We start from the raw sequence: 24004 nt of genomic DNA on the forward strand, positions 1-24004 counted from the left end.
CAATGGATATTATGAACGAGGGAAAAGTACAATATGATTCGAATCAATAAACAAGACGGCTTTGTTCGAACTACCTGAATTCACTAAATCACCTTTACTCGATGCATCTTTAGAGCAAGATTTAAAAAACTTCATTAACGCCAAGCGCAACTGAGCTTGACAGCAGCCTTGCTTTGCTCTGCACGCGGTTTTTCAAGTGAATGATTTTTTTGCTAAAAGGCATGTTGTGATATTAATGGGGGCTATAAAATAGGCCCCAAATGAGTTTTGTAAGCTAGTTATTGACGCTTAACTTTAACACGATCAGTAGAAGTCACAGTTGCTTCCACACGACGGTTTTGAGCATGAGCCTCTTTTGTATTGGCGGTATTTTTCAAACGCTCTTCGCCATAACCAATAGTCGAAATACGATCAGCCGAAATACCATCATTCATCATTTGTTTAGCCACTGCTTGAGCGCGCTTCTCTGATAGGACTTGATTGTATTTTGCATCACCCACAGCCGATGCGTGACCTTCAAGCACTACTGTGGCTGATTCATACTCTTTCATAAACGCAACAACTTCATTGATGTCATCAAAATATTGCTGGTTCACTTTAGCAGCATCGTGAGGGAAGCGCACTAGCAACTTAACCGAAACCTCACGCTCCTCATATTTTGTACAACCGCTGCTATCAACCGCATCTGACATAGGCGTGTCTGCACAACGGTCGTCCGCATCCATTACACCGTCTTTATCACTGTCCATTGCCACTGGTTGTTGAACTGGTGCAGGCGCTGGCTCGACTTTTTTCACCGGCTCACTTGAACCAAAGAAATAGTTGATACCTAATTTTGCACCAACATCGGTATAACCACGGTCTAAACCTTGATAAACAGCAGCTTCAGCATTCACAAAAAAGTTGTTGTTAAAGTAGTGACGATAACCTGCACCCACATTCGCGAATGTCAGACTTTTATAAACATCTACCGCTTTTAAGCCAACTAGTCCATAAAAAGGGCTGTCATCAAAGTGATAAAGTGCATCAACACCAAAACGATCACCATCCACAGAACCCATCGCCGCACCAGATAAGTCAAAATCCATATCGGCGTATTCTAGGCGTGCACTCCAGTTATTGTTGAAACGATAACCTAGCTCTGCACCCCATCCTGTCGAATCATCAACATCTACACCAGCTGCGTCGCGAACATCATTCCAATCTGCATTGTAATAGTCACCAAATACGCCAAAGTGAACACCTTGTGTTTGCTCATTCGCATTCACTGTCGATGCTGCAAATAAAGCAGCGATTGCTAAGCTAATCGATTTAAATTTCATTTTTTGTCCCGTCCTTTTTTTACCATGTGAGCACAGATAGCTCATAAATTTAGCTCTATAATAGTAGGCCATAAATTAATTTTTACTTAACGTAACAGTATTTACGCTTTTATATTGTTAGCGATGTCCAAACAATGTTTGGTACAACCCAGCTTCAGACAACAAACTGTGATGATCACCAGCTTGTGATATTCGGCCATCATCCAAAACATAAATTAAATCAGCTTGCCTAATTGCACTAAGTCGATGGGCAATGATTAAAGTAGTACGGTTGTGCAGAAATGCTTTTAAATTATTATGAATTTTAGACTCTGTTTCGATGTCTAGTGCCGAGGTTGCTTCATCTAAAATGACCACCTTGGGATCAGAGAGCACCATCCGCGCAATTGCTAATCGTTGCTTTTGGCCTCCGGATAAACGAATACCATTTCGCCCGACAAGCGCATCGAGTCCCCCGTCAATGTTTCTCACTGTGCTCTCTAATTCAGCAACCTTTAGCGCATGCCAAAGTTGTTCATCACTGTGGTTACGCCCGAGTGATAAATTGTCACGAATCGTACTATTAAAAAGAATGGGCTGCTGCAACACGGTAGCTATATTTTCTCTAATAGTTTGATAACCAATTTGCTCAACCGGTATATTTGCAATTTCAATACTACCTGCGTGTTTTTCGTATAACCCCAGCAATAGCTGCACCAGTGTCGACTTTCCTCCTCCCGACACTGCTACAACCGCCACTTTTTTACCTGCGGGAATATCCAATGATACATCCTGTAAAACAGGCAGCTCAGGCTGGTATGCAAAACTGACATGCTTAAAAGAAATGCCAATTTGTGGCTTTTCAAAAACTAACGAGGCTTGCTGTGGGGGGGCCGTTTCAGTTTTAAACGCAAACACTTGATTTAATCTTTGCAACGCTGCAGAAGCGCCATAGTAAGCGTATTGAATGCCCAGTAATTCTTGAACAGGCCCCATCATAAACCACAAGTAACCGAACACCGCAAATATCTGCCCCACAGTTAAATCAGCAAATACCACCATCAACATAGCTATGGCTCTAAACACTTCAAAACCAAGCAAAAACACAGTGAAGCTTAAACGATTCACCGCATCCGTTTTCCATTGAGATTGCACCGCAAAGTGTTTTAGATCAGCTGCTGTTGTACGAACATGTTCAAAGTAACTGGTTTCTCTACGTACAGCTTTCAATTGGGCAATGGCGTCCAAGGTCTCAACTAATGATGCTTGAAAAGCTTCAAATGCGGCGTTTTCATCTTTCTTTAAATTTTTGACACGCTTGCCAAATTGTCTTGAAAAATAAATGACCGCTGGATTAAGCAATAGAATAACCAATCCCAAAGTCAGGTCAATCCATAGCAAAACGATTGCAGTGCCTATGATTGTCAGCAGCCCAATTAAAAATCGCGATAACGTCTGACTGATAAATTGATCGAGCGTTTCCACATCGGTAACACACCGCGAGCTAATAGCTGCGGCGCCCTGAGTTTCATATTCTTTGAGTTGTACTTGTGGTAGGTGCGTCAGCAAACGTTCACGAATATTTAGACTGATATTTTTGCCGATGATGGTAAATTGTCTCGACTGAATAACGCCAAGTACTAGTGCAGCAAGGCGCATGCACATAACACTGATCAACATGATAATGATGTAAGCCGCACTTTGTTGCCAGTCAACTGGCAAAAAGCCATTCAAAAAATTAACCGCAGGGCCTGGCTTTTCGAGTAATACCTCATCAACCAGCAAAGGCATCATCAATGGAATTGGTACACTCACTAACGCCGCAAAAAATGCGATAACATGCGCTATCACTAAAGGTTTTTTATGTGCCAAAACCTGATTTTTAATATCCTGCCAGGAAAGTGTTTGTTTCATGAAAAATCCAATACTTAGGTGCCACAAAAGGTCTGATAATTGTCTTCGTTATCACTGGAAGTGGTATAGAATGCTGCCAGTTCTTGATATTTATAAGGGTCATTTAACAGCGGTAGCCACTGAGTTAACAAATCACTCTTACCTTCTTTATAATAGTCGGCAATGACTTGCTCCATGAGGCCATTACGTGGAATAAGAGTGGGGTTAGCGCTTTGCATTGTTTGAAGTACCAAATTACGTTCAAATTCAGCAATACGCCGCAACCACTTTTGATACCATGCATTCAACGTTTCAGGGATTGAAAAACACGCCATAGGATGCTCGAGTAACGAGTTAGTAAGTGCGGCAAAGGTATTGGTGTAATCAAGCTGATTTGCTTTCATCGTGCTTAGCAACTCAGACAATAGTGCATTGTCTTCTTCTTGCCACGCTAATATCCCTAGCTTGCTCGCCCACATCGCTTGATACTGTTTATTGAAGCTGTGTGAAAACACAGTTAGTACATCACTTAACTGCGTTACAGCTTGGCTTTCTTCTGCCTCCATTAAGCCGATTAAACTTTCAGCTAAACGCGCGCAATTCCAACTGGCAATTTGTGGCTGCTGGCCAAAGGCATAACGTCCCTGCTTATCAATCGAGCTAAATACCTGCTCAAAGGAAAATGATTCCAACATAGCACAGGGTCCGTAATCGATAGTTTCACCGCCAACTAACGTGTTATCCGTATTCATCACACCATGAATAAAGCCAACGCGTAACCAATGGATCATCAAGGTTATTTGTTGCTCACAAACGACTTTTAAGAATGCAAGTACGCGCTCATCCCCTTGTTCGGTGATGTGAGGATAATAGCGTGCAATGGCCATTTCCATGAGTTTATGCAAGCCATCAATATCTTGATGCAGCGCCAAATATTGAAACGAACCAACACGAATATGGCTACTGGCTACACGACACACAACCGCACCGGGTAACATAGTATTGCGATAAACTTGCTGCCCTGTTGCCACAACCGCCAAACAATCTGTGGTAGGAACACCCAGCGCCCGCATTGCTTGACTCATAACAAATTCTCTTACCGCGGGCCCTAACGCACATAAACCATCACCGCCGCGCGAAAAAGCCGTAGCGCCAGACCCTTTTAACTGCAAGTCAAAGCTATTCCCAAGTGCATCATCGAAGCTACCAATCAAATGCGCACGACCATCACCCAAAGTCGGGTTGAAGTGACCAAACTGGTGGCCTGAATAAGCCAGTGCAACCGGTGAAGCCCCCTCAAGTACTGTTTGACCACTGAGTAATTGACCTGCATCTTGTTTTTCTAGCGGGATATTGAGACGCGCCGCAAGCCACTCATTCCAAAGTAACAAATGGGGTTCATCACTGCCTTGATTGGCAAGATGGGGGGTGGAAGGCACGCAAAAAGAAGTCCCCATTAGCGAATAGCGGTCGTAAAAAGCCATTATGCAAGTTCCTCCACGGGCCTGTTATCGCCAACACTAAAAGCAATAAGCTGACTCAATGCTTGCAATGACCAGCCACTTTGCTCCACCAAGACATTGAAAAATGACTGAATCGCCAGCAACGACTTTTTGGATTGTAAGCCGCCATCAATAACCTTGTGCGCGCGCAAATACGCTTCGACGTCTTTTGATAATAAAAACGTATCTTTCCCTAACACTCTTAGCGCATATGGGCCAGTGTTGCCACCCAATCGCGCCCCGTGCTGCTTTAAATAAAGCCACAACCCCACAATATTATCGGTTGGCCACTTTGCAATAAACTGAGCAAATGAGCCATATTGCTGCGCCGTTTCATGGATCATGAGGCAGTTTTCGGGAATGGTCATCACCTTTTTATAGTTGCGAATAATACGCTCATCGCTGGCGCGTTGTTCGAGCATGTCAGGCGACATCATCAGTAGCTTTTCAACGTCAAAATTCCAAAATACCTCTCTGAATCCAGCCCACTTCGCATCAATTACATACCAGTAAAAGCCACTTTGAAAAATCTTACGGGTAAACTCTTCCAACCATTGGTCGTCACTCAGGGATAATAATTCGTCCGTACTTCTCGGCTGGCTCAATAGCGCCAGTAATGCTGCCTCGGAGCCTTTGCGCTCGACCGCACATTGATAGATTTTTTTGAATTCGTTCATTCTTTTGCCAGCAATTTTTTCGTGGTGACTAAGGGTAACTGATCTGCGTTTTTGATGTGAGCTTTTTAGGTTAATGAAATAGTTATTTTTAGCAAAAAAAGTGCACTTTCCTTGCCAATCTTACTAAATATTTACCACCCAATTTCGTCAACAAAGTACCTAAAGTCGCGCCCTTGGCGCTGGAGAATGAGGACTAACTATGTTGAGTGAATTAACCGCTTTACAATCTATTGATACATCCATTGGGGAATTTGATGCATCAAAACATGCGCTGTTTGCAGCAGGATCACACTGTTATATCACCCACCACCCACAACACCGCTTCACTGCAGGAATAGAAGACCATGAAGCGCTCGCTCAACGAGTCACGCGAGCGCTCGCGCAAAATGAGAACGACAACGCAATTGCATTCGGGGTATTACCATTTTGCAAATCGCAACAAGCGCAATTTATTATCGCTGATCAAGTGAGGAAGTATGATAAAGAAACCTTTACTAGATGGTTAAGCGCCAAAAACTCATTACATCACCCACACACTCCAAACTTAGAGCGCGTTGTACATCGCCAATCTCAACAGCATTACGAACACGCCATAAATCGAGCCAAAGGTTGTTTTGCCAGCGGTCTATTAGAAAAAATCGTATTGGCAAAACAGTCCGACCTCTATTTTGACGATGTACTACAACCCGATGTGGTGCTGGCAGATCTGCTCACACAAAGCAGCAGTGGCTTTCATTTTTCTTTTCCAACTGAACAAAGAACCACTTTAATGGGTGTCAGCCCAGAGTTACTACTACGCAAGCAAGGCCAATCGATTATGAGTAACCCTTTGGCAGGTTCAACTAAACGTGTCTCAGACATGGCTCTTGAGTTCAAACGCAAACAAGCATTGATGGCTTCCAAAAAAGATCGTTACGAACACGCGGTCGTGCTGGCCGAGATGTCGCAGGTACTGCAGCCGTGGTGCGATAAACTGAGTATCCCTAGTAGTCCTTCTTTACTCAGCACCGCCACCATGTGGCACTTATCCACGGTCATTGAAGGACAATTGAAAAACCCCGACACACACGTTTTATCACTCGCCAACCGATTACACCCAACTCCAGCGCTTTGTGGCAAGCCCACTGCAGCGGCCTACCCGTGGATTGAAACGTTAGAAGGAGAAAGTCGCGGCTTTTTCTCTGGCATCGTCGGCTGGTGCGACAAACAGGGTAATGGCGAATGGGTTGTGGTGATCCGCTGTGGCGAATTGAACGACAATCACGCCAAACTATTTGCTGGCGCTGGCATTGTTGCCGCATCCGACCCAACATCAGAGTGGTTTGAAACAGAAGCGAAAATGTCGACTATGTTAAACGCGCTTAATGCGAGCGAGCGTTACCACCAGCTAAGTCAAACAGAATTGTTAGAAAGTGCCTAAGAGTCAATAATGGATCTGAGCTAGGTATAAAGAATCGCCTAGCTCTAGCGCAGATAATAAAATGCCCAGCGATATGCTGGGCATTCTTTTACAGCAAGAAAATTGGCTTATCAGAACTGATAAGAGATGCTCGCCTTGATGTTTCTACCCGGCTCATAGTCCATTAGGAATAGTTTTCCAAACACTGGGTGGAATGACACCCCATTCTTAGAAGACTGAGAAGAATAGAACTCATCAAATAAGTTATCTATACCAACACGAACATGCAGGTTCGCAACAGCTTCAGGCTGCCAGTGAGCACTGATATTGTGAACGGTAAAACCATCTTTGCTGTTATCTAAATCAGCGCCATACAAGTCTGTTCCTTTGGCTACATCACCTACTGCCATGAAATCCCAGTTCAAGGTTAGATTGTATGCACTCAGTTGATAGGTAAAATCAGCGGCAATAGTATCGCCTTGCTCACGCTCTAAACGTGCACCTTGTAGCGAGCTGTATTGAGCAAACGCATCCAAATCACTCTCTGATTTAGAGTAAGAGATTTGGAAAGAGAATGCGTCAACCGAAAAGCCAGCGTATGTTTCAAAACCTTTAACGGTCATATCACCAACATTGTCTTTCCATGTTTCACGAGGGCCACCACCTGGTAAAGCCGCACTATCGAAGATATAGTCGTCAATTTGAGTGTTAAACACGGTCGCGCCTAAACGCAGAACTTTATCGGTTGACAACGCATTTTCAAATGCCACTGACAACTCATTATTTAAACCGGTTTCAGCTTCAATACCTGAATTTAGCTTCTCCCCCAAACCTGCACCGACGAAGACTTCGCTGATCTCAGGGCCTTTAAATAACTCAGTTGAGCTTAATTTCACCATCAGGTTATTGTTAACCTGATATTGCGCTGCCAAAGAGAAAGAAAACTCAGAAAAATCATTATCAACCGTAACAGCATTGATATCGTAGCTGTCATGTCTTACGCCCGGGATCAACGCAAAGCCATTACCAAAGTCGATTTTATCCTGTACAAAGAGCGCTAAGTTTTTCGCTGTTTCTTCTGAGTGCTTTGTGCCACCTGCCGCGATAGCCAAGTCATATTGCGTATCGTGTTTTAAGTAATCAATACCGTAAGTAAAGGTATGTTCTTCATTGCCAATTAAGTTACTCACCAGCGTTTCTGCAAGTACATTCAAACCGCTGTTTTTTGCTTCACCAGTCACCTGACCTGCATACGCTTGGAATCTTGGGTTTGGAGACATCGACCAGCCAGATTCATCTCGATAAAGCTCACTGGTGTTTGAATACAAGCTTGCTTTTAATGAAGAACCATCACCCCAAGTTAAGTCATAGCTTAAAGTCACTGTGTCCCGAGTAAATTCTGTTGGCCATAGCAGTGGGATCTGCAAGCTATTAGTGATCGCCATGTCAGTCGCTAAACCCATATCTGGACGATAGCTATAATCACCTTCATCCTTATACGTTTCATAGCTCAATGCGATGCGTTGGTTGTTATCTATGTTCCAACCCAGTTTAACAAGCGCGTCGCTGACTTCACCTTCTAAGCCTTTAACTTCACCATCCGTGCCAACAACTACTTTGTCATCCTGATCGAGAATTTTACCACCACCGACTTCATAGTTATCACGCTCGACGTGATTGTAGTAGGCTAGAAAATCGACATCATCGGTTAATAAACCAAAACCCGTTACAGAATAGTTATGACCCGCATTATCCGCAGCACCTGCCGATACACGCATGGCGAATCGCTCATCACCGCTTAGTAACTCTCGCGCCTGCTTGGTTTCAAAGCGCACAGCGCCGCCTAGGCCGCCATTGATCACCGAGTTAGTACCGGTTTCAATATCTACTGACTTCAAAATATCTGCGTGGATCTGTAAATTGCCCATATGATGGTACATATAGGTATTTTGCGCCGCACCATCAATAGAAATCTTCAGGTCTTTGTCATCCATACTACGGATAGTAATACGTTGGTTTAACGAGTGAGCACCACCCACATCGATGCCAGGAATGGCACGCAGTAGGTCTGAGATATGATCGGCTTGTTTATCGGCAATTTCTTGCTCTTTTAAGTACAGAGCGGATGTTTTTACTGCGGTAGACCAAACTTCTATTTTTTCGATGTTACCTGCATCTGCTAAAGCCGGTGCTGATATAACCCCCGCTAATGCTAAAGCAAGGGTGGAAGGGCGAAAACCTAACTGCTTTGTGCGAGAAACCAACATAAATATCCTTTAATTTTTAATGTTAATACGAATCACTCGCAATATTGTACACTTTTACTTTTGTTGCTTTCTAAATATTAGTTATGCAAAATCGTCAATCTATTATGATTATTAGAATTAATTGGCAGTTACTATGGAAGGGAATATTTCCAGCGCGCAACTCAACAATCAGCTACTCTTCGCCAGTGGCTTAAATAGTCGGACTGCCGTGTGTGATGGCAGCAAGCTGATAGCCATTGGTCGCTTATCATTTTTGCCTTTAAGTGAACATTTGCAGCTGCATATCAGCCAATGTATTGAACAACAGCAAACCAGTAACTGCGCCGAGCTGCAAGAAAGTGTCAACATCACCGTATTATTAAAGGGAAAAATTAAGTTTAGAGTCGCCAATAAATACTACTGCTTTGAGGTCATCGACAAACCTATCGCTTTTGCCAATATTGTGGCACAGCCAGAGCCTTTTACACGCTACATACACAGCAACCAAGAAGTGGAGAAACTCACTGTGAGTGTGTCAAAAGCGTGGGTCAACGCGCGTCTGCAGCAACAGACTGACGCACTCTTTACTAGCACCAAAGTAGTTGAGCTTCCGCTGTCTGATAAGGCAATAGAGCTAACGCAACAGCTCATGCGTACTCCGAGTAACCCCTCTCTTGATCAGCAATTAGAGTGTGAAGGCAGCGCAACACAGTGGTTAAGCTGCTTTTTTTCTTATCTCGTCGCAAACAATCAGGCCCGGCACGCGATCTATCGCCTACCCCCACACAGTGATATTGAACTGCGAAAAAACAAAATCATCGATTTATTGAATCATGACAAGAGTGTTGAGCAAGTATCACAAGAGCTTGCGATGAGCGTGAGCAGTTTACAGCGCTTCTTTAAACGCTGGTTTAACACCACCCCCAAGCAATACGTGAAACAAAACAGACTCAATAAAGCGCGTCACGCTCTATTGGTTGAAGGGTTATCAATTGGTGAAGCGGCCTATCTGGCCAATTATGATCACACCGCCAATTTTATTGCGGCATTTAAAAAGCAGTTTGGTGTCACCCCGATGCAATTTGTCAAAACGCATCAACATGACACCCAAGTGACTTAACCGAGTTGTTGCTCAGTGGGTTTTGCCAAACGTGTATAAAGCACGCTCACCACGCAGCTCACAACTAGAATGAGCAAAGCCAAAGCGATACAAAAATTGCTAAACGTCAAACTGGCGATGGCAGGCTCAAACAACACAGGGCTGATAAACTGACCGGTAAAATAACAGGTCGTCATGATCCCCATCGCTTTACCGCGCATGGCAGGTGGTACAAACTCAAATAACCATACCACTAAGTTCGGCCGAATGAGTCCAAGCCCAGCACCAATCACCACGCTCGCACCAACTATAGCAAGCAGTGACGTCACCCACCCCAATAGCGCAAAACCACAGGCCGTGACCAACCAACCAGCCAAGTGCGTTTGTTTAATACTCAAGTGTTGACGTGCTCGACCATAACCCACTGACACACTCGCCATCGCCAATAAAAAGGCCGCGATCACTAAACCTATGGTACTGGCAGAATGACCCAACTCAGTTAAATGAAATGGCAAATGTATGGTTAAACCATATAGCACCACGATTTCCACCAGCGCCAGCGTACAACACACTACAAATGTACGGTTCATCCAATGTGCTGGCATGGCAACCTGTGGCCCTTGCGGCGCTTTCAATTCAGGAACTTTGACCCATAACCACACGCCAGGTAACACCAGTAACGCCAATGCGTAAATCGCGAACACCCAAGTCCAATGCTGCTCAGCTAAAAAGCCCGCTAGGGTTAAAAACAGTACGCCACCAAACCCACCAAATGCAGCTTGCAAGCCCATAAAACCTGAAAAGCGAGGCCCTTCAAAGTATCGCGCTGCGATGGTGGTGCCACTGACCATAATAAAGGCCACAGCCACGCCCATCAGCGCACGGCTGAATAAAATCAACCACAGTGACGCTTGCCAGTAGTAGCCCAGTCCGCCACTAAGTAAAAAAAGGCCCAAGGCGCTGACCAATAGCTTTTGACTATTAAACTTGTCAACTAAACTGCCCGCCAAGGGCGCGCATAAGGCAATGACCAAGCCGGGTAAAGCCAAGGTCATTTTGGTCCAAAACGCCGCGTTATCAATGTGAGAAAATGCCGCTGTCATGGCAGGTAATGCGGGAGCAAGCGTGGCACTGGCAAGCACCGTCATGGTGCTCGCCAATAACAAGAACCAAGTCGCTAATCGCGTTTGACTCATTTAGGGCCTCCAATACGCTTACGCGCGCTGGCCACCGCGTTTTGATAATCCTGATATAACTCAGTTTCATCAAAACGCGTGCTACGCCCTGCTTCCACGACAAGGTCGCCTGCCACCATCACGCTATCGACATCTTTGCTGGACCCAGTGACAATAAAGGTGCGCAGCGGATGGCCCGACAACTTATAACGGTAATCATCATTGTTCACGAGTATCAAGTCGGCCTGCTTCCCGACCTCAATTGAGCCAATCTGCTGCTCCCAACCGAGTGCTTTGGCACCATACAAGGTCGCCGTTTTCAACGCCAGCGTAGGTGGGCAAGCAGTGTTACAATTTTGCGCCTCATTATGACCAAGGTGCGCACCACGCATCGCTTCACACATGCCACCAATAAACGAAATGTCGCCATCCGTACTACTGGAAACCCAAACACCATCTTTTAGAAAGCGACCAATTTGCCCAGTTTCACTGACTGTGGCTTCGCCCAACATGCCGTAATGGGCTGGAGAGTGACAGATATTCACACCGGTTTCGATCAGTCGCTGGTACTCAGCCTCACTGGCATACGCAGTATGTACCGCCAATAGCCTATCCGTGAGCAGTCCCATCGCATCAAAGCGCGCAATGGGCGATAAACCAAATATCCGCTCCACTTCCTGACGCTCGTTTTTCAATGGTGCAAGATGGGTTGCATAAGGCACCTTGTATTGCTGTACGATACTAGCAAGTGCTTCGAGCTGCTTGTCTGAACTACCAAATGCGCCCATCACCGACGGCATCGCACCAACCAGTCCAGAGCTATGGTTATCCCAAGTTTCAATCAAAGAGAGCCAATCGGCAGTTTGTACTTCGGTGTCGGCAATAATGGTTGGCGTTGATTTATGTGCCTCCAGCATCACATCCGAGCCCCAGCGACTCACTCGCAGGCGCATGCCCAAATCAATCGCTGCCAATGCCATCGCATCGGCTTTGTTTGCCGAGCCTACATCACCGAGTGCGGTGGTGCCCGAGCGCAGTTGCGTCCACATACTCCATCTGGCAATAGCCAGCCCTTCTTCTAGGCTTAGCTTGTCTCCCACTGTTGAAATGAAGCCAAACATCGAACCAAGAGCATGAATATTACCGCCATTCGAGTACGCGGTAGGCTCAATATGGCTGTCATCCGGCGATTCTGGGTTGGGCGCAACAAAACTTTCATGCCAATGGGGGTTTATAAGCCCCGGTAACATCAGCTTGCCTTGACCATCGATTTTTTTATCGAACGCTTGCGGCTGCGCACCGTCTTCACCCAGAGCAACGATTTGTTTACCGTGCACTAATACCCAACCATTTGGGATCACGGTATTGTTTAAATCCGCAGTGTAAATGAACACGTTGTCGATCAGCGTACGCTGAGCATCATTATGAGGTTTTCTGCATACCGCTTTGAGGCTGTCCAGTTCACTCACCTGACCGCTACCAAACGGCTGTTCGCTCATTGCTTTGGCGAGCGCAGCAAAACGCTGCGTCGATAAACATGAACAAGCCATTATTCGTCATCCTGCGCATCAAACAGACCCGCTTCTTTCATTTCAATCAATGACGCTTTCACCGCTGCGATGGTTTCATTGATGTGCTCCTGCGTGTGCACACCACAGATGAAGTTCACTTCACGACGCATCAAGATGCCACGCTTGGCCATCTGTGCTAAAAATGGAATGGCAAATTTAACATGCTCTTCAGGTTTTTTTGCAAACAAGAACATCGGAATGGGGTCATAACCTACCACGCGCAGTGGTGTGCCTAATTGCTCAGAGATCTGGTTTACTTCGGCCTTTAAAATCGCTCCTAACTTGGCAATGTGCTTGGTAAACTCAGTACGTTGATACTCTTTTAAAACGGCATCACACACTTCAAGAGAGAGCATTTCTCCACCGAAAGTAGTAGACACCTGTAGCTCATTGATCCTCGACATTATGTCGCTTTTTCCTGCTACCGCCGATAAAGGCATTCCCGCTGCGATGCCTTTTGACAGCGTAACTAAATCGGCAGTCACACCAAAGAACTCTTGTGCACCGCCCGGTGCTAATCTAAAGCCCGTCACCACTTCATCGAATACCAAGATAACACCGTGCTCAGTACAAGTTTCTCTCAATTGCTGTAAGAATGCTTTTTCTAGCACACGGTTGTAAGGCACCGACAACAACACCACCGCCAACTCATCTTTTCTTTCGGCTATTTTCTCAATGATTTTTGGCTCGTCCGCTGGCGTAAACAGTGGCATGCGATGGGTTAGCTGTGCAATAACCGCAGGCACCCCCGGAGTGTCAAACATGTATTGATCGTGCCAGCCATTGTAGCCAACTGTCATGATCTCATCTCGGCCCGTAACATGGCGTGCAAGTCGAACGGCTGCAGAGTTGGCATCCGCACCGGTTTTGAAAAAACGCGCCATTTGCGCACCCGGGATCACATCTACGAGAGTTTGCGCAGTTTGCACTTCAATCGGTGTGGGCAGCGAGTGAATTAACCCCTTGCTTAGATTCTCGGTAATGGCATTCACCACTACTGGGTGATTATGACCTAGTGTATTGGCCGCTAAACCACAGATAAAATCGATGTATTGGTTACCATCCACATCGGTCACCATGGCACCTTCACCTTTGGCTAAATAAACGGGAAACGCCCCCGGTGAAAACTGCTCCGGTTTTTTCATCATCGACTGCGTAAAACCGGCGATAACTTGCTCGCCCTGTGCTTGAAGTTGCTGTGATTGCGTAAAAGAAAGTGGCTGATTATTCATAATATCCTCGAAAAATTAGTGTCCCAGAGTGGCACCACCATCAACCAACAAGCTGGTCATGGTGATGTGTTTGGCTTGTTCACTGAGTAAAAACAAAATACTGTTGGCGATGTCTGTGGGTGAGGCGATGCGACCAAGGGGAATACCCACCTTAAAATGTGCCAGATCGCCCGCGATGGTTTTAGCTGCACCATGCTCATCGCGCCATAATTGCTGCTGCATTTGGGTGTCGGTCGACCCTGGGGCAACTAGATTGCAGCGAATGTTGTGAGACGCCAGTTCCAGCGCTAAGTTCTTGATTAACGCCTCTAATGCCGCCTTTGAAGCACAATAGCTGCCCATGTTCATTCTGGGGGTTTGCGCCGCATTGCTGCCCACCGCAACGATGGCCCCACGCTGTCTAGTTTGCATTTTTTTGGCAACCGCTTGGCAAAGATAAAAAGCGCCATGGCAGTTCACCGCAAAGGTGTCGTGCCAGTGTGTTTCGCTTTGCTCAAGTAACGATCCCATGTGCAAAATACCCGCTACACTGGCCAAGTAGTCGATACCGCCCAGTTGCGCTTCAACGGCGTCAACCACATTGCGCACATTGTCCTGATCGGTCACATCAAGCTTTATTTGAAAGCAATTGGCTGAAACTTCGGTGAGTGTTTGCGCGTCAAAAGCAATATCCGCCGCAACCACCACAGTGCCTCGGCTGAGTAGCAATGCCACCAGCGCTTGACCAATGCCTTGGTACGCACCAGTAACAAAAGCGATGCGGCCATTAAATTCATTTATCGACATTAGTACACCTCATCCATGATCTCGTGGCGTCGCTCATGATAGGTTTCTTCATCTTGTCCACGGCGCCAGTACGGGATGGCATACAACTGCTTTTTGCTAAGCCCAAAATCTTGAATTAACTGTTTTCTACAAGCCAGAACCGCGCTGTTTTCTCCCGCGATAAAAGCACTGACTGACGTTACATCGCTGGGAATAGCGATTTTCGCTATCTCTTGCGCCAGTTGTGTGGGATTTCCGACTTGACGTACCAACCAGTGAATATCGACGCCCTGAGGCGCTGCGATAGGGTGTTTATCTTCAAGGCTGTCCAGTTCAATAAACACCTGCGCTTTTGTCTCGGCACTAAAACCTTCCACCAGCGCACTGATCGCAGGCACCGCGGTTAAATCCCCCGCTAAAATATGCCAATCCGCGTCAGCCAGTAATGGATCTGGACCACCCGGCCCAGCGACGCCCAGTTCAGATCCTACCTTGGCATTCACCGCCCAACCCGATGCAGGGCTACTATCACCATGCACCACAAAATCTATATCAAGCTCGTTACTGTGTGGGCGAAATGCACGAACGGTATAAGCGCGGGTGACAGGTCTATTTTCTGGCCATGTGATTTTGCCACTCTCGTCACGCGCAGGTAGCTCAAGCGTGCCAGTATCTCGATTGGCAAAAAACAATTTGATATGTGCGCCGTCATACCCTGCTGGAAATCCGAGTAATTGTTCCCCCGATACCGTGATACGCAACAGGTGCGGCGTAATGTAGCGCTTAGCTACACAAAATACGCTGCGAGGTCCGCTGGGTTTGATTGGTTGTCGCTGACTCATAACAACTCCTCTGCAATTTTTGTCGATGCACCCTGCAGTTTTATCTGTTGGTAAGCGGCAGGGTGATGCGCTTTATCAAGTAGCCCACTGGCAAATGCGTAATCAAGATAATTGGCTAAATCGGCTTTGCTAAACGCCTGTAGTGACGCGCTATGTTGCTGACTCGCTCGTTTAAAGCCGTCATTCTGTGCTTTAAGCGCCATGGGTTGATGTGATGATTGCGACGACTTTTGACCTTGTGAGGTAAAGAAACTGGCAATCGCCAAGTCTTCGTCATCGTCCGACTGCTCGACAACGCCCAGCCATTGAGGCAAAGGAACGGTGTTAAATTCAAAGCCATATTCGCGCAGCCAAAGATACAGTTGTGATAAAGACACAAGATTTTGTGGTGTGACATTAAAAACGGCATGATCACTTGTACACAGCGTTTGCGCTGCCACAAATTTGGCCACCACATCTACTGTGGTCCAAGGCTCTAACACATCTAAGTGCGGTAAACTATGATGCTTTAAACCAGTGCGTAAGATGCGCCACACCAAATCGTTGCGATTAATATAGCCACTTTGCTTCGCGCCAATAACACGCGCTAATCGGTATACTTGTCCTTGCATCCCTTGCTGTATGGCTTGTTCCACCATTGCCTCAGCCACCCACTTAGACTGCTGGTAACCATCGTGTAAGCCATCGTGTAGAGAAACAAATGACTCAATCAACGGCTCGCCATTGGCTGGCGCAACCGCGATAGTCGAAACATGATTAAATGGCACAGAAAAGTGCTTAGCGAACATCAGCAATTGCGCTGTGGTGTATGCATTAGCAGTTTTTAAACTGTTGTAATCACGCAGCACAGAAGTGTGCGCCGCATTGTGCAGTACATGTGACACTCGTTGTCCGAGCGCTTGGTATGCTTGTGCATCTAAACCAAGCTTTGGCTTGGCAATATCGCTGAGTAAAATGTCAACGCGTGATAAATCAAGCTGACCAAGGCTTTGTGCATCAAAGGCCTTTTGCAATCTCACTTTGCCATGGGCAATGTCATCAGCTCTCACCGCACACACCACCTGCAATTGCGGTTGCTGTAGTAAATATTTAAGCAGCTGTGCGCCAACAAATCCGGTCGCCCCTGTCAGCAATACCGTTTTGTCATCGCTCTTATCGCAAGCGGTTGGCACAACGGATTGAAGTTGAAGCTTAAACTGCGCTAGCTCACTCTGCAGCTGCTCGGTAATAGCTCCTGTATTTGCCACATGTGCTTCTCCCGCTTGTAAAGCGGCACTTAAATCTTGCAAGATTGGGTGGGCAAACAAAAACGCCACACTGATGGGCTGTTCAAGCAATTGGGTTAAACGTGCAGCGACCTGTATGCATTGCAGTGATTGCCCGCCAATATCGAAAAAGTTATCTTCTGGACTAAAGCCACTGATCCCGAGCACATCTTGCCAGACTGAAGCAATTTTCGCTTCAAAATCACTGAGCGTTGAGGGGGAGGATGAGTCAGCTTGTTGCGCAGATAATCGTTTACGATCGATTTTATTAGCAGGCGTTTTTGGTAATGCGGCATGCATATGCAACTGCGCGGGTAACATCGCACTGGGTAAGTGTTCGGCGAGTGCTCCGCGTAATGACACTAAGGTCCAATTTTGCTCGCTCACGATGTGCGCCGAGAGTGCCTTGGGCTTGCCTTGGGTATCTTTGATGATAGTCACCGCTGCTTCTTGTACACCATCAAGGCCTAACAGCACGGCTTCTATCTCGCCAATTTCGATACGATAACCGCTGATCTTTAACTGAGAGTCTGCGCGCCCTAAATATTCGAGTTGACCATCAGGTAACATGCGAACCACATCACCAGTACGATACGCATCAACATATTCATTGCACACAGGGTGCCAAAGCTGTACAAACACGTTCGCACTTTGTTCTGGCAACCCCAAATAACCGCTGGCTAATCCACAACCCGTTAAGCAAAGCTCTCCACGCTCACCAAATTTGGCTATCTGCCCAGAGTCTCGCATCACCATAACACCTCTTCCCGGCAATGGCTGACCAATCAAGCTGGTATTGCTATTCATGCTCAGATCAGAATAAGTCGCCACTACAGTGCCTTCGGTTGGCCCATAGGTATTTAGCACGCGCACCGTTTGTGCAAACTTGTTACGCCAAGCTTCGACCCGTTGCCTGTTAACCGCTTCGCCGCCGATAATGATGGTATGCAGTGTCGCCGGTAGTGCCCTGCTCGACCCACATAAGTAGTGACATAGCTCATGCCAGTAAGCCGTTGGTAAATCTAACACTGTGATACGTTGTTTTTCGACTTCCTCTAGAAAGCGTTCAAATGACTCTAGCATCGCGTCGTTACGCATCACCAAGGTGGCCCCCACCGTTTGCGTGACAAACACCTCTTCGATGCACGTATCAAAATGAAAAGGGGCAAACTGCAACACACGGTCACTTGCGGTGATGTTATAAGCCGCTTGAGCGCCATTCACAAACCCAGCTAAAGCACCATGGCTGATCTGCACACCTTTAGGTTTGCCCGTCGAGCCCGAGGTATAAATTAAATACGCTTGCGTATCAGCCACTGACAACATCGGGGCCACAAGACGTTCATTGACTTGCTCACGCTGCGCCGTGGCAACATTGAAGGTCACAATACCAACGTCACTAAACAGTGCCAAATCAGCGCTGTCATCATCCACCAAGGCCACAAACGGCTGCGCATCTTCAATGATGACGCGGTTTCGGCTCACTGGCGCATCAATATCAATAAATACAAATCGGTGCCCAGCTAGCAGCACAGCCCACATTGCCACCACGGTGTGCTGGCTGCGTGGCAATGCCAGCAATACACACCCACCACTTTGCTCAGCCATGTTACTCAAGTTATCTGCTAGCCATGTTACTTGTTGTGCCAATTGCTGATAGCTGAGGGAATCACCATCTATGGTCTGTAAAGCCATGTGATTGGGGGTATTTTGAGCTTGTGTGAGTAAACTTTGCAGAACACTGGCTTGTTCTGTCGGCGCTGGTGTTGCCCATAGAGCCAAATCGGCGGCCGTGGTTTTTAAAGGAAGAGCGAGTTGCTCGCAAAGGCTATTAAGTAATGTCAAAAATTCATGCTGTAACTGCGTCAGCTCAACCTGACTGTAACCACTTTGATTGCCTTCAATTTCAAAGCGAATACCACCATCCGCTTGCTTGATAAATATAAATGCAATGTCTTCAACTGGCCCTGCCGAAAGCGGATGACTGGTAACAACCTCTCCTTCGCAGGTTTCAAACCGTTCAAAGGGTAAAATATTCACCACAGGACCAAATAAACGCTGTGGTAATTGCTGCGCTATGGCTTCTGCTTTGAGGTTTTCATAGCGATAACGAAAATGGCGCCTGCTTTGTTGTAGCTGCTTACTCACTTGCTGTAGCAACTGCGCAAAGTGCGCTACGCCTGCAAAGTGCACCGTCACAGGCACAATATTCATATGCATGCACGGTGTATTAGCAGCTTTTGAGGCAATGCGATTAGCAACAGGCATACCGATAATCGTTTTTTCAACGCCACTGCGCTGATAAACGAGGTAACTCACCGCGGTGAATAGCAGTTCTGACCAATTACTATTTTGTGACTGAGCTTGGAATTCTAATTGCGCCAGTTGAGCGACTGTGATCAGCGCCGAGACCTTGCATTTATCTGCATTGGCATCACGCGTGTGCGGGGTCAAACTGACGGCATCGCCAAAGCCACGTAACTGTGCCAACCAATATGCTCTATCTTGTTGGTACCATTTACTGGCGCGATAGTGAGCGTCTTCGTGAATCACAGACTGATACTGTGCTTCATCAGAAGCAATATGATTTCCTTCGTAAGCTTGCAAAACACGATTGGAGACTAGCGCAAAACTAAAGCCATCTAAGGCGATATGGTGCGCCCCTAAAACCCAAAAGTAGCGATTGGTTGCTAGGCGAACCAACGCATGACGATATAAGTCTCCGCACGCCAAATCGTATGGCATCGCTTGCCATTGCGCGATAAATTGCAGCGCCGCAGAATCGGGATCTGCTTGGTGCGATACATCAACATACTCGCCCAATTTAGTAACGCGCTCCGACTCACTCAGCAGTGTTTGTACAGGTTCACCTTGCCGCGAGGTAAAACACACATTCACCGCGGTGGTGTTTTGCAATACTTGCGCACCTGCAAGCAAAAATGCTTCTAAGTCGATCACTGTATTAAGTTCAAGATATTCAGCAGTGTTGTAACGGGTACTGCGTGGCTGCTTTTCCTGCCCAAGCCAAATACCCAGCTGTGCTGCGCTCAAAGGCTGTTCAATCATGCCGATAACGCCTCAGGCTGCGCGCACTGACTCATGATCTCATACCAATCATTGATGCTGGTCCCTTCGGCCAATTGCGCTAGGGTAATATCAATCCCTTGCGCTCGCCATTGGTCAAGCAAGGTCATAACACGAATAGAATCTAAGCCGAGATAAAGCAGGTTCTCTTCAGGATCGACTTCTTCCACATCGATGTTTAGCACGCTTGCTACCACCTGCTGTAACGCCGCAACCGATAGCGTGCCATTCGCGTCTTGAACAGTTTGATTAATCGTTGTTAGGCTTGATAACACTTCGTCTAACAGCTGTACCTGTCCACAGCGGGATGAAATGTACTCTAAAGCTTGAAGATGATCGCTGTCGCTAAAATCTGCAATGGCATCAGCCACGACAAATGCTTTTACATCGTACATAAACGCATCCAACGCCGTTGATAAAATACCGATGTGTGCATAAATGCCGCAAATCAATAACTGATCACGCCCTTGTGAACGCATATCCTCTAACAACGTACTGCGTTTAAACGCACTGTAACGCCATTTTGTATAGACCTTATCGTCATCGGTCGGTGCGAGTGCCGGCAATATGCTGGTGTCTTGCTCGGTCAAACCCGTGCCCCAAAAGTCCGTCAGCAGCGCTCTGTCTTTGGGATCTTGATTAGCTGGCTGTGCCGTGTACACAACGGGAATACCCGCCGCTTTTGCTGCCGCAATTAAACGCTCAACGTGTTGTATAAGCTGTTTCATTGGCGCACTATCAACATCATAAAAATTGACAAAATATGACTGCATATCATGTACAAGGAGCACTGCTTTATCGGCATCAAGCTGCCATTGTGTGCGGTTTTCTGGGCGGCTTGTCGGTAAGGTGTATGAATTAATGCGTGGGATCGCCATGATATATCTTGTTCCTTGTTAAACGTTTTGCACTGAAGCGAGTAAGTTTGCGATATGTTCGCGCAGGGCGCGTTTGTCTACTTTGCCCACTTTGGTTTTGGGTAAAGTGGCAATGAATTCAAATCGATCTGGGTATTTGTAATCGGCAAGGCCTCGACCACGAATGAAACGATTTAAAGCAACCTTGGTTAAAGGCTGTTCAGCATGTTCGCGCGCAACAACAAAGGCACAAATTCGCTCACCGAGTAACGAGTCTGGCATTGCTACTACGGCACAATCGTGAACGCTCGGGTGCGCAAGCAGTTGGTTTTCAACTTCTTCTGCTGCGACCTTTTCACCCCCTTTGTTGATCTGATCTTTGTCGCGACCTTCAACGATGATATTTCCACAGGGACTGAGTTTGACTACATCCCCGCTACAGTAGAACCCTTCAGCCGTGAAAGCCGCCAAGTTATGCAGCTCAGCATTGAGGTAACCACGGAACGTGTAGGGCCCTTTCGTCGTTAATAGTCCGGCTTCGCCATCAGGCACTGGCTGATTGTTTTCATCGACAATGCGGATCTGATCCGCTTCACTCATAGGTCGACCCTGAGTGTTATGTCGAGTCCATTGGTCGTCATCTAGTCGGGTATAATTCACTAAGCCTTCAGCCATGCCAAACACCTGCTGTAAAGTCACCTGTAACTCGTTTTCAAGTCTTGCGGCCAACGTTGCACTGAGCTTGGCACCACCAACTTGGATCACCGCCAAAGTGCTCAAGTTGTAACGCTCACGCTCTTGCGAATCGAGCCATAGAGTTACCGCAGGAGGAACCAATGCGGTCCAATTAACCCGATGCTTTTGGATAAGCGCAAAGCAGCTACTGGGAGACGGATCAGGGGCACAGATCACCGTTCCACCCGCGTAGAATACGCCCAGCGCACCGGGTGAACTCAATGGAAAGTTATGTGCCGCAGGCAATGCGCACAAATAACGCGTTTGTTCATCCCACTGGCAAACTTCGACACTTTGTCGAACACTGTAGTAGTAATCATTGTGTGTACGAGGGATCAGCTTAGGGGTGCCTGTACTACCACCAGACAGCTGGAAAAATGCCACATTGTCAGCTTGATGCTTGCGAAATGGCAAAGAGTCAAAGTGCTCAAAGCTAGCTGACGCGTAGAGCTTTTCAGTGAGGCTGCGGGTCCAATTCGTTTGTCCGCGGAGCAGTACGTGTGCCAGTTGCGGTGCGTTCATTTTTAGTTGTTCAGTGAAAGTACCATCAGCAAATAACGGGTGCTTAGCATCGGCAATGATTAATTTTGGATTTAATGCCTGAGCATAGTGCGTGAGTTCAAGCTGATTGTGGTTCATCAAGGCATTGACAGGTAACACTGCTAACTTTTGTAACGCGAAAAACACCACATAAAATTCATAACAGTTTGGCAATTGGACAATCGCCGTATCCCCTGCACTTAAGCCTTGCTTAGCTAAGTAGCCTGCCAACCGAGTAGCTTCTTTATCTAAACAGCGATATGTCTTCTCATTACCGTTATCGATAACTGCGATAGCAGAGGGATTACTCTGCATTTGTCGCTCTAAAATTTGGCACAATTCCTCATCAATCCAATATCCAAGCTCACGATATCGCTCAACGTCCTCAGCGGGCCACTCGACACAACTATTTAACATAAATAAAACCTTATGAAATTAATTATAAAGGTGCTCTATTCAACGTCACTTTCCCTGCACTTTATTCTCAACACCAAGAAATGACTAAAGAGATTTAAAATCAATAAATTAAAAAATATGAAACAATTCAATTTGCTCACAACTACCTTATGACGAGTTTGTTTTGGCAAAATTTAGGAAAATTTTCATATTTTTTTGATCTCACCAATCTCTCCGTTAAAAACCTAAAAAAGACACAAACGTTACAATTAAGTGATAAACGAAAACGTTTTTTGTATTGACAAAAAGCCAAGAGTGGAACTAGGATCTAACTGATAATTATTTTCATTACGATTTATTCAATAAAGGAGGGAGAGAAAATGACTGTGGGTCAAAGTGCTAATCCAGTGCGAGTCGAACACTGTTGGTCTGACGTAATTGAAATGCAAAGGAGCAAACTGATTGTTTACCTAACTTCAATTTTACACTGCCAATACTTGGCCGAAGATGCGCTACAGGAAACATTTATTCGCCTGTCGAAAATGTCGGAGTCTTTTGATACGGTCTCAAACCAAAGTGCGTACTGTTATCAAACAGCAAAAAATATTGCCATTGACATGCTCCGAAAAAAATCGAAAGAAAGCTGGATCAGTATTGAAAATGCTGAGCCCGCTCAGTGTATTGATACTCAAATTAACATTGAAGAAACGCTGATTGAGCAGAGCCTTAATGGCCGTATAATGCAAGCCGTGAGTTCACTATCAAAGCGCCACCAAAACATTCTAAGTTTGTACAAACGTGGTGGTTATAAACAAAAAGACATTGCCAAAATATGTGCAATATCACCCACCTTGGTTAACTTCACTCTTCAAGAAGTCGTATCCACTTGCCAAACAGTGGTCGTATAGAACACCAACTTGAGAACACTAACGTCTTGTTTGCTTGCCAAGTTAAAACACAAAGCGGTAATGAGTTTGCCAAAAAGGCATTGCAAAAAACAAACTAATAGACGTATCCATCGGCGTACTTAAAAATTTTTCTTTAAAGAAAATAGCATTAAATAAACTAATAGCGTGATACGCTAAGTATGTCTATATTTAATATATTTAATTAATCTTCAGAGATCACTGTGTTGCGATTCGCTCTGCTTCTACTTCTGGTGCTATCGAGTTGGTCTTCTTACACCAAGGGCTTGAACAAAACCCTCCACATTAGTACCGGTCAATGGCCTCCATATATGGACCAAGCAAGTCCAAATGAAGGCTGTGTAGCAAGGTTAGTCCGAGATGCGTTCGCAGTTTCTAACGTGACCTTACGGCAAGATAGCGCAAATAAGTAAAAACCATCCGGCATACTTGATTGCAACCTAAACAACTAAGGTGTGATCAATGAATACCACAACATCATTAGAGCAAATTAAAGCAC

16 protein-coding genes are annotated in these 24004 nt (G+C 46.1%); 3 read left to right on the forward strand and 13 right to left on the reverse strand.

The genetic code is table 11. From position 1 onward, the window contains the following. Window positions 1-278: 278 nt before the first annotated feature. From HC733_RS17070 to HC733_RS17085, 4 genes are all read right to left on the reverse strand, one after another. Window positions 279-1322: an OmpA family protein gene (locus tag HC733_RS17070; RefSeq protein ID WP_190366219.1), complete on the reverse strand. Its 1044-nt coding sequence runs from the start codon at window positions 1320-1322 to the stop codon at window positions 279-281. Between the two features lie 117 nt (window positions 1323-1439). Next, window positions 1440-3215 carry an ABC transporter ATP-binding protein gene (locus tag HC733_RS17075; RefSeq protein ID WP_190366220.1) on the reverse strand — a complete coding sequence of 592 codons (1776 nt, stop codon included), beginning with the start codon at window positions 3213-3215 and terminating at the stop codon, window positions 1440-1442. A 14-nt stretch (window positions 3216-3229) separates the two neighbouring features. Beyond that, the gene (locus HC733_RS17080) at window positions 3230-4678 is read right to left on the reverse strand and encodes a protein adenylyltransferase SelO (protein ID WP_238937596.1); all 1449 of its coding nucleotides are present in this window, start codon (window positions 4676-4678) and stop codon (window positions 3230-3232) included. Then, window positions 4678-5373, reverse strand: coding sequence for a DNA-3-methyladenine glycosylase I (locus HC733_RS17085; protein WP_190366221.1), 696 nt, complete (start codon window positions 5371-5373; stop codon window positions 4678-4680). Before HC733_RS17085 ends, HC733_RS17080 begins: the two co-directional genes overlap by 1 nt. A gap of 199 nt (window positions 5374-5572) precedes the next feature. On the opposite strand from HC733_RS17085, the gene HC733_RS17090 reads away from it, so the two are divergent. After that, on the forward strand, window positions 5573-6793 hold the full coding sequence (locus HC733_RS17090; protein WP_190366222.1) for an isochorismate synthase: 1221 nt from the start codon (window positions 5573-5575) through the stop codon (window positions 6791-6793). 110 nt (window positions 6794-6903) lie between these two features. Here HC733_RS17090 and HC733_RS17095 read toward each other — a convergent pair whose 3' ends face one another. Beyond that, entirely contained in the window at window positions 6904-9039 is a 2136-nt protein-coding gene (locus tag HC733_RS17095) for a TonB-dependent receptor domain-containing protein (RefSeq protein ID WP_190366223.1), read from the reverse strand. 133 nt (window positions 9040-9172) lie between these two features. Here HC733_RS17095 and HC733_RS17100 point away from each other — a divergent pair, with 133 nt between their 5' ends. Continuing rightward, window positions 9173-10138, forward strand: coding sequence for a helix-turn-helix domain-containing protein (locus HC733_RS17100; protein WP_190366224.1), 966 nt, complete (start codon window positions 9173-9175; stop codon window positions 10136-10138). On the opposite strand, the gene HC733_RS17105 is transcribed toward HC733_RS17100, so the two are convergent. The 8 genes from HC733_RS17105 to HC733_RS17140 are packed head-to-tail and all read right to left on the reverse strand — an operon-like array spanning window position 10135 to window position 22600. Then, on the reverse strand, window positions 10135-11313 hold the full coding sequence (locus HC733_RS17105) for an MFS transporter (RefSeq protein ID WP_190366225.1): 1179 nt from the start codon (window positions 11311-11313) through the stop codon (window positions 10135-10137). The two genes, HC733_RS17100 and HC733_RS17105, sit on opposite strands and share 4 nt — an antisense overlap. Beyond that, complete coding sequence (locus tag HC733_RS17110) at window positions 11310-12842, reverse strand: amidohydrolase family protein (RefSeq protein ID WP_190366226.1); 1533 nt, start codon at window positions 12840-12842, stop codon at window positions 11310-11312. The genes HC733_RS17105 and HC733_RS17110 overlap by 4 nt, the downstream gene beginning before the upstream one ends. Beyond that, window positions 12842-14095: an aspartate aminotransferase family protein gene (locus HC733_RS17115; protein WP_190366227.1), complete on the reverse strand. Its 1254-nt coding sequence runs from the start codon at window positions 14093-14095 to the stop codon at window positions 12842-12844. Before HC733_RS17115 ends, HC733_RS17110 begins: the two co-directional genes overlap by 1 nt. Window positions 14096-14110: 15 nt before the next feature. Next, window positions 14111-14881 (reverse strand): 2,3-dihydro-2,3-dihydroxybenzoate dehydrogenase, encoded by a 771-nt coding sequence (gene dhbA / locus HC733_RS17120; protein WP_190366228.1) that lies wholly within the window; start codon window positions 14879-14881, stop codon window positions 14111-14113. Next, window positions 14881-15702: a siderophore-interacting protein gene (locus HC733_RS17125; RefSeq protein WP_190366229.1), complete on the reverse strand. Its 822-nt coding sequence runs from the start codon at window positions 15700-15702 to the stop codon at window positions 14881-14883. Before HC733_RS17125 ends, dhbA begins: the two co-directional genes overlap by 1 nt. Beyond that, complete coding sequence (locus HC733_RS17130) at window positions 15699-20033, reverse strand: non-ribosomal peptide synthetase (protein ID WP_190366230.1); 4335 nt, start codon at window positions 20031-20033, stop codon at window positions 15699-15701. The genes HC733_RS17125 and HC733_RS17130 overlap by 4 nt, the downstream gene beginning before the upstream one ends. Then, window positions 20030-20929: an isochorismatase family protein gene (locus HC733_RS17135; RefSeq protein WP_190366231.1), complete on the reverse strand. Its 900-nt coding sequence runs from the start codon at window positions 20927-20929 to the stop codon at window positions 20030-20032. Before HC733_RS17135 ends, HC733_RS17130 begins: the two co-directional genes overlap by 4 nt. A gap of 18 nt (window positions 20930-20947) precedes the next feature. Then, window positions 20948-22600, reverse strand: coding sequence for a (2,3-dihydroxybenzoyl)adenylate synthase (locus tag HC733_RS17140; RefSeq protein WP_190366232.1), 1653 nt, complete (start codon window positions 22598-22600; stop codon window positions 20948-20950). 359 nt (window positions 22601-22959) lie between these two features. On the opposite strand from HC733_RS17140, the gene HC733_RS17145 reads away from it, so the two are divergent. Further along, window positions 22960-23487 carry an RNA polymerase sigma factor gene (locus tag HC733_RS17145; protein WP_190366233.1) on the forward strand — a complete coding sequence of 176 codons (528 nt, stop codon included), beginning with the start codon at window positions 22960-22962 and terminating at the stop codon, window positions 23485-23487. Window positions 23488-24004: the final 517 nt, after the last annotated feature.

The sequence above is a fragment of the Pseudoalteromonas sp. S16_S37 genome, assembly GCF_014694405.1.
GTDB lineage: Bacteria > Pseudomonadota > Gammaproteobacteria > Enterobacterales > Alteromonadaceae > Pseudoalteromonas.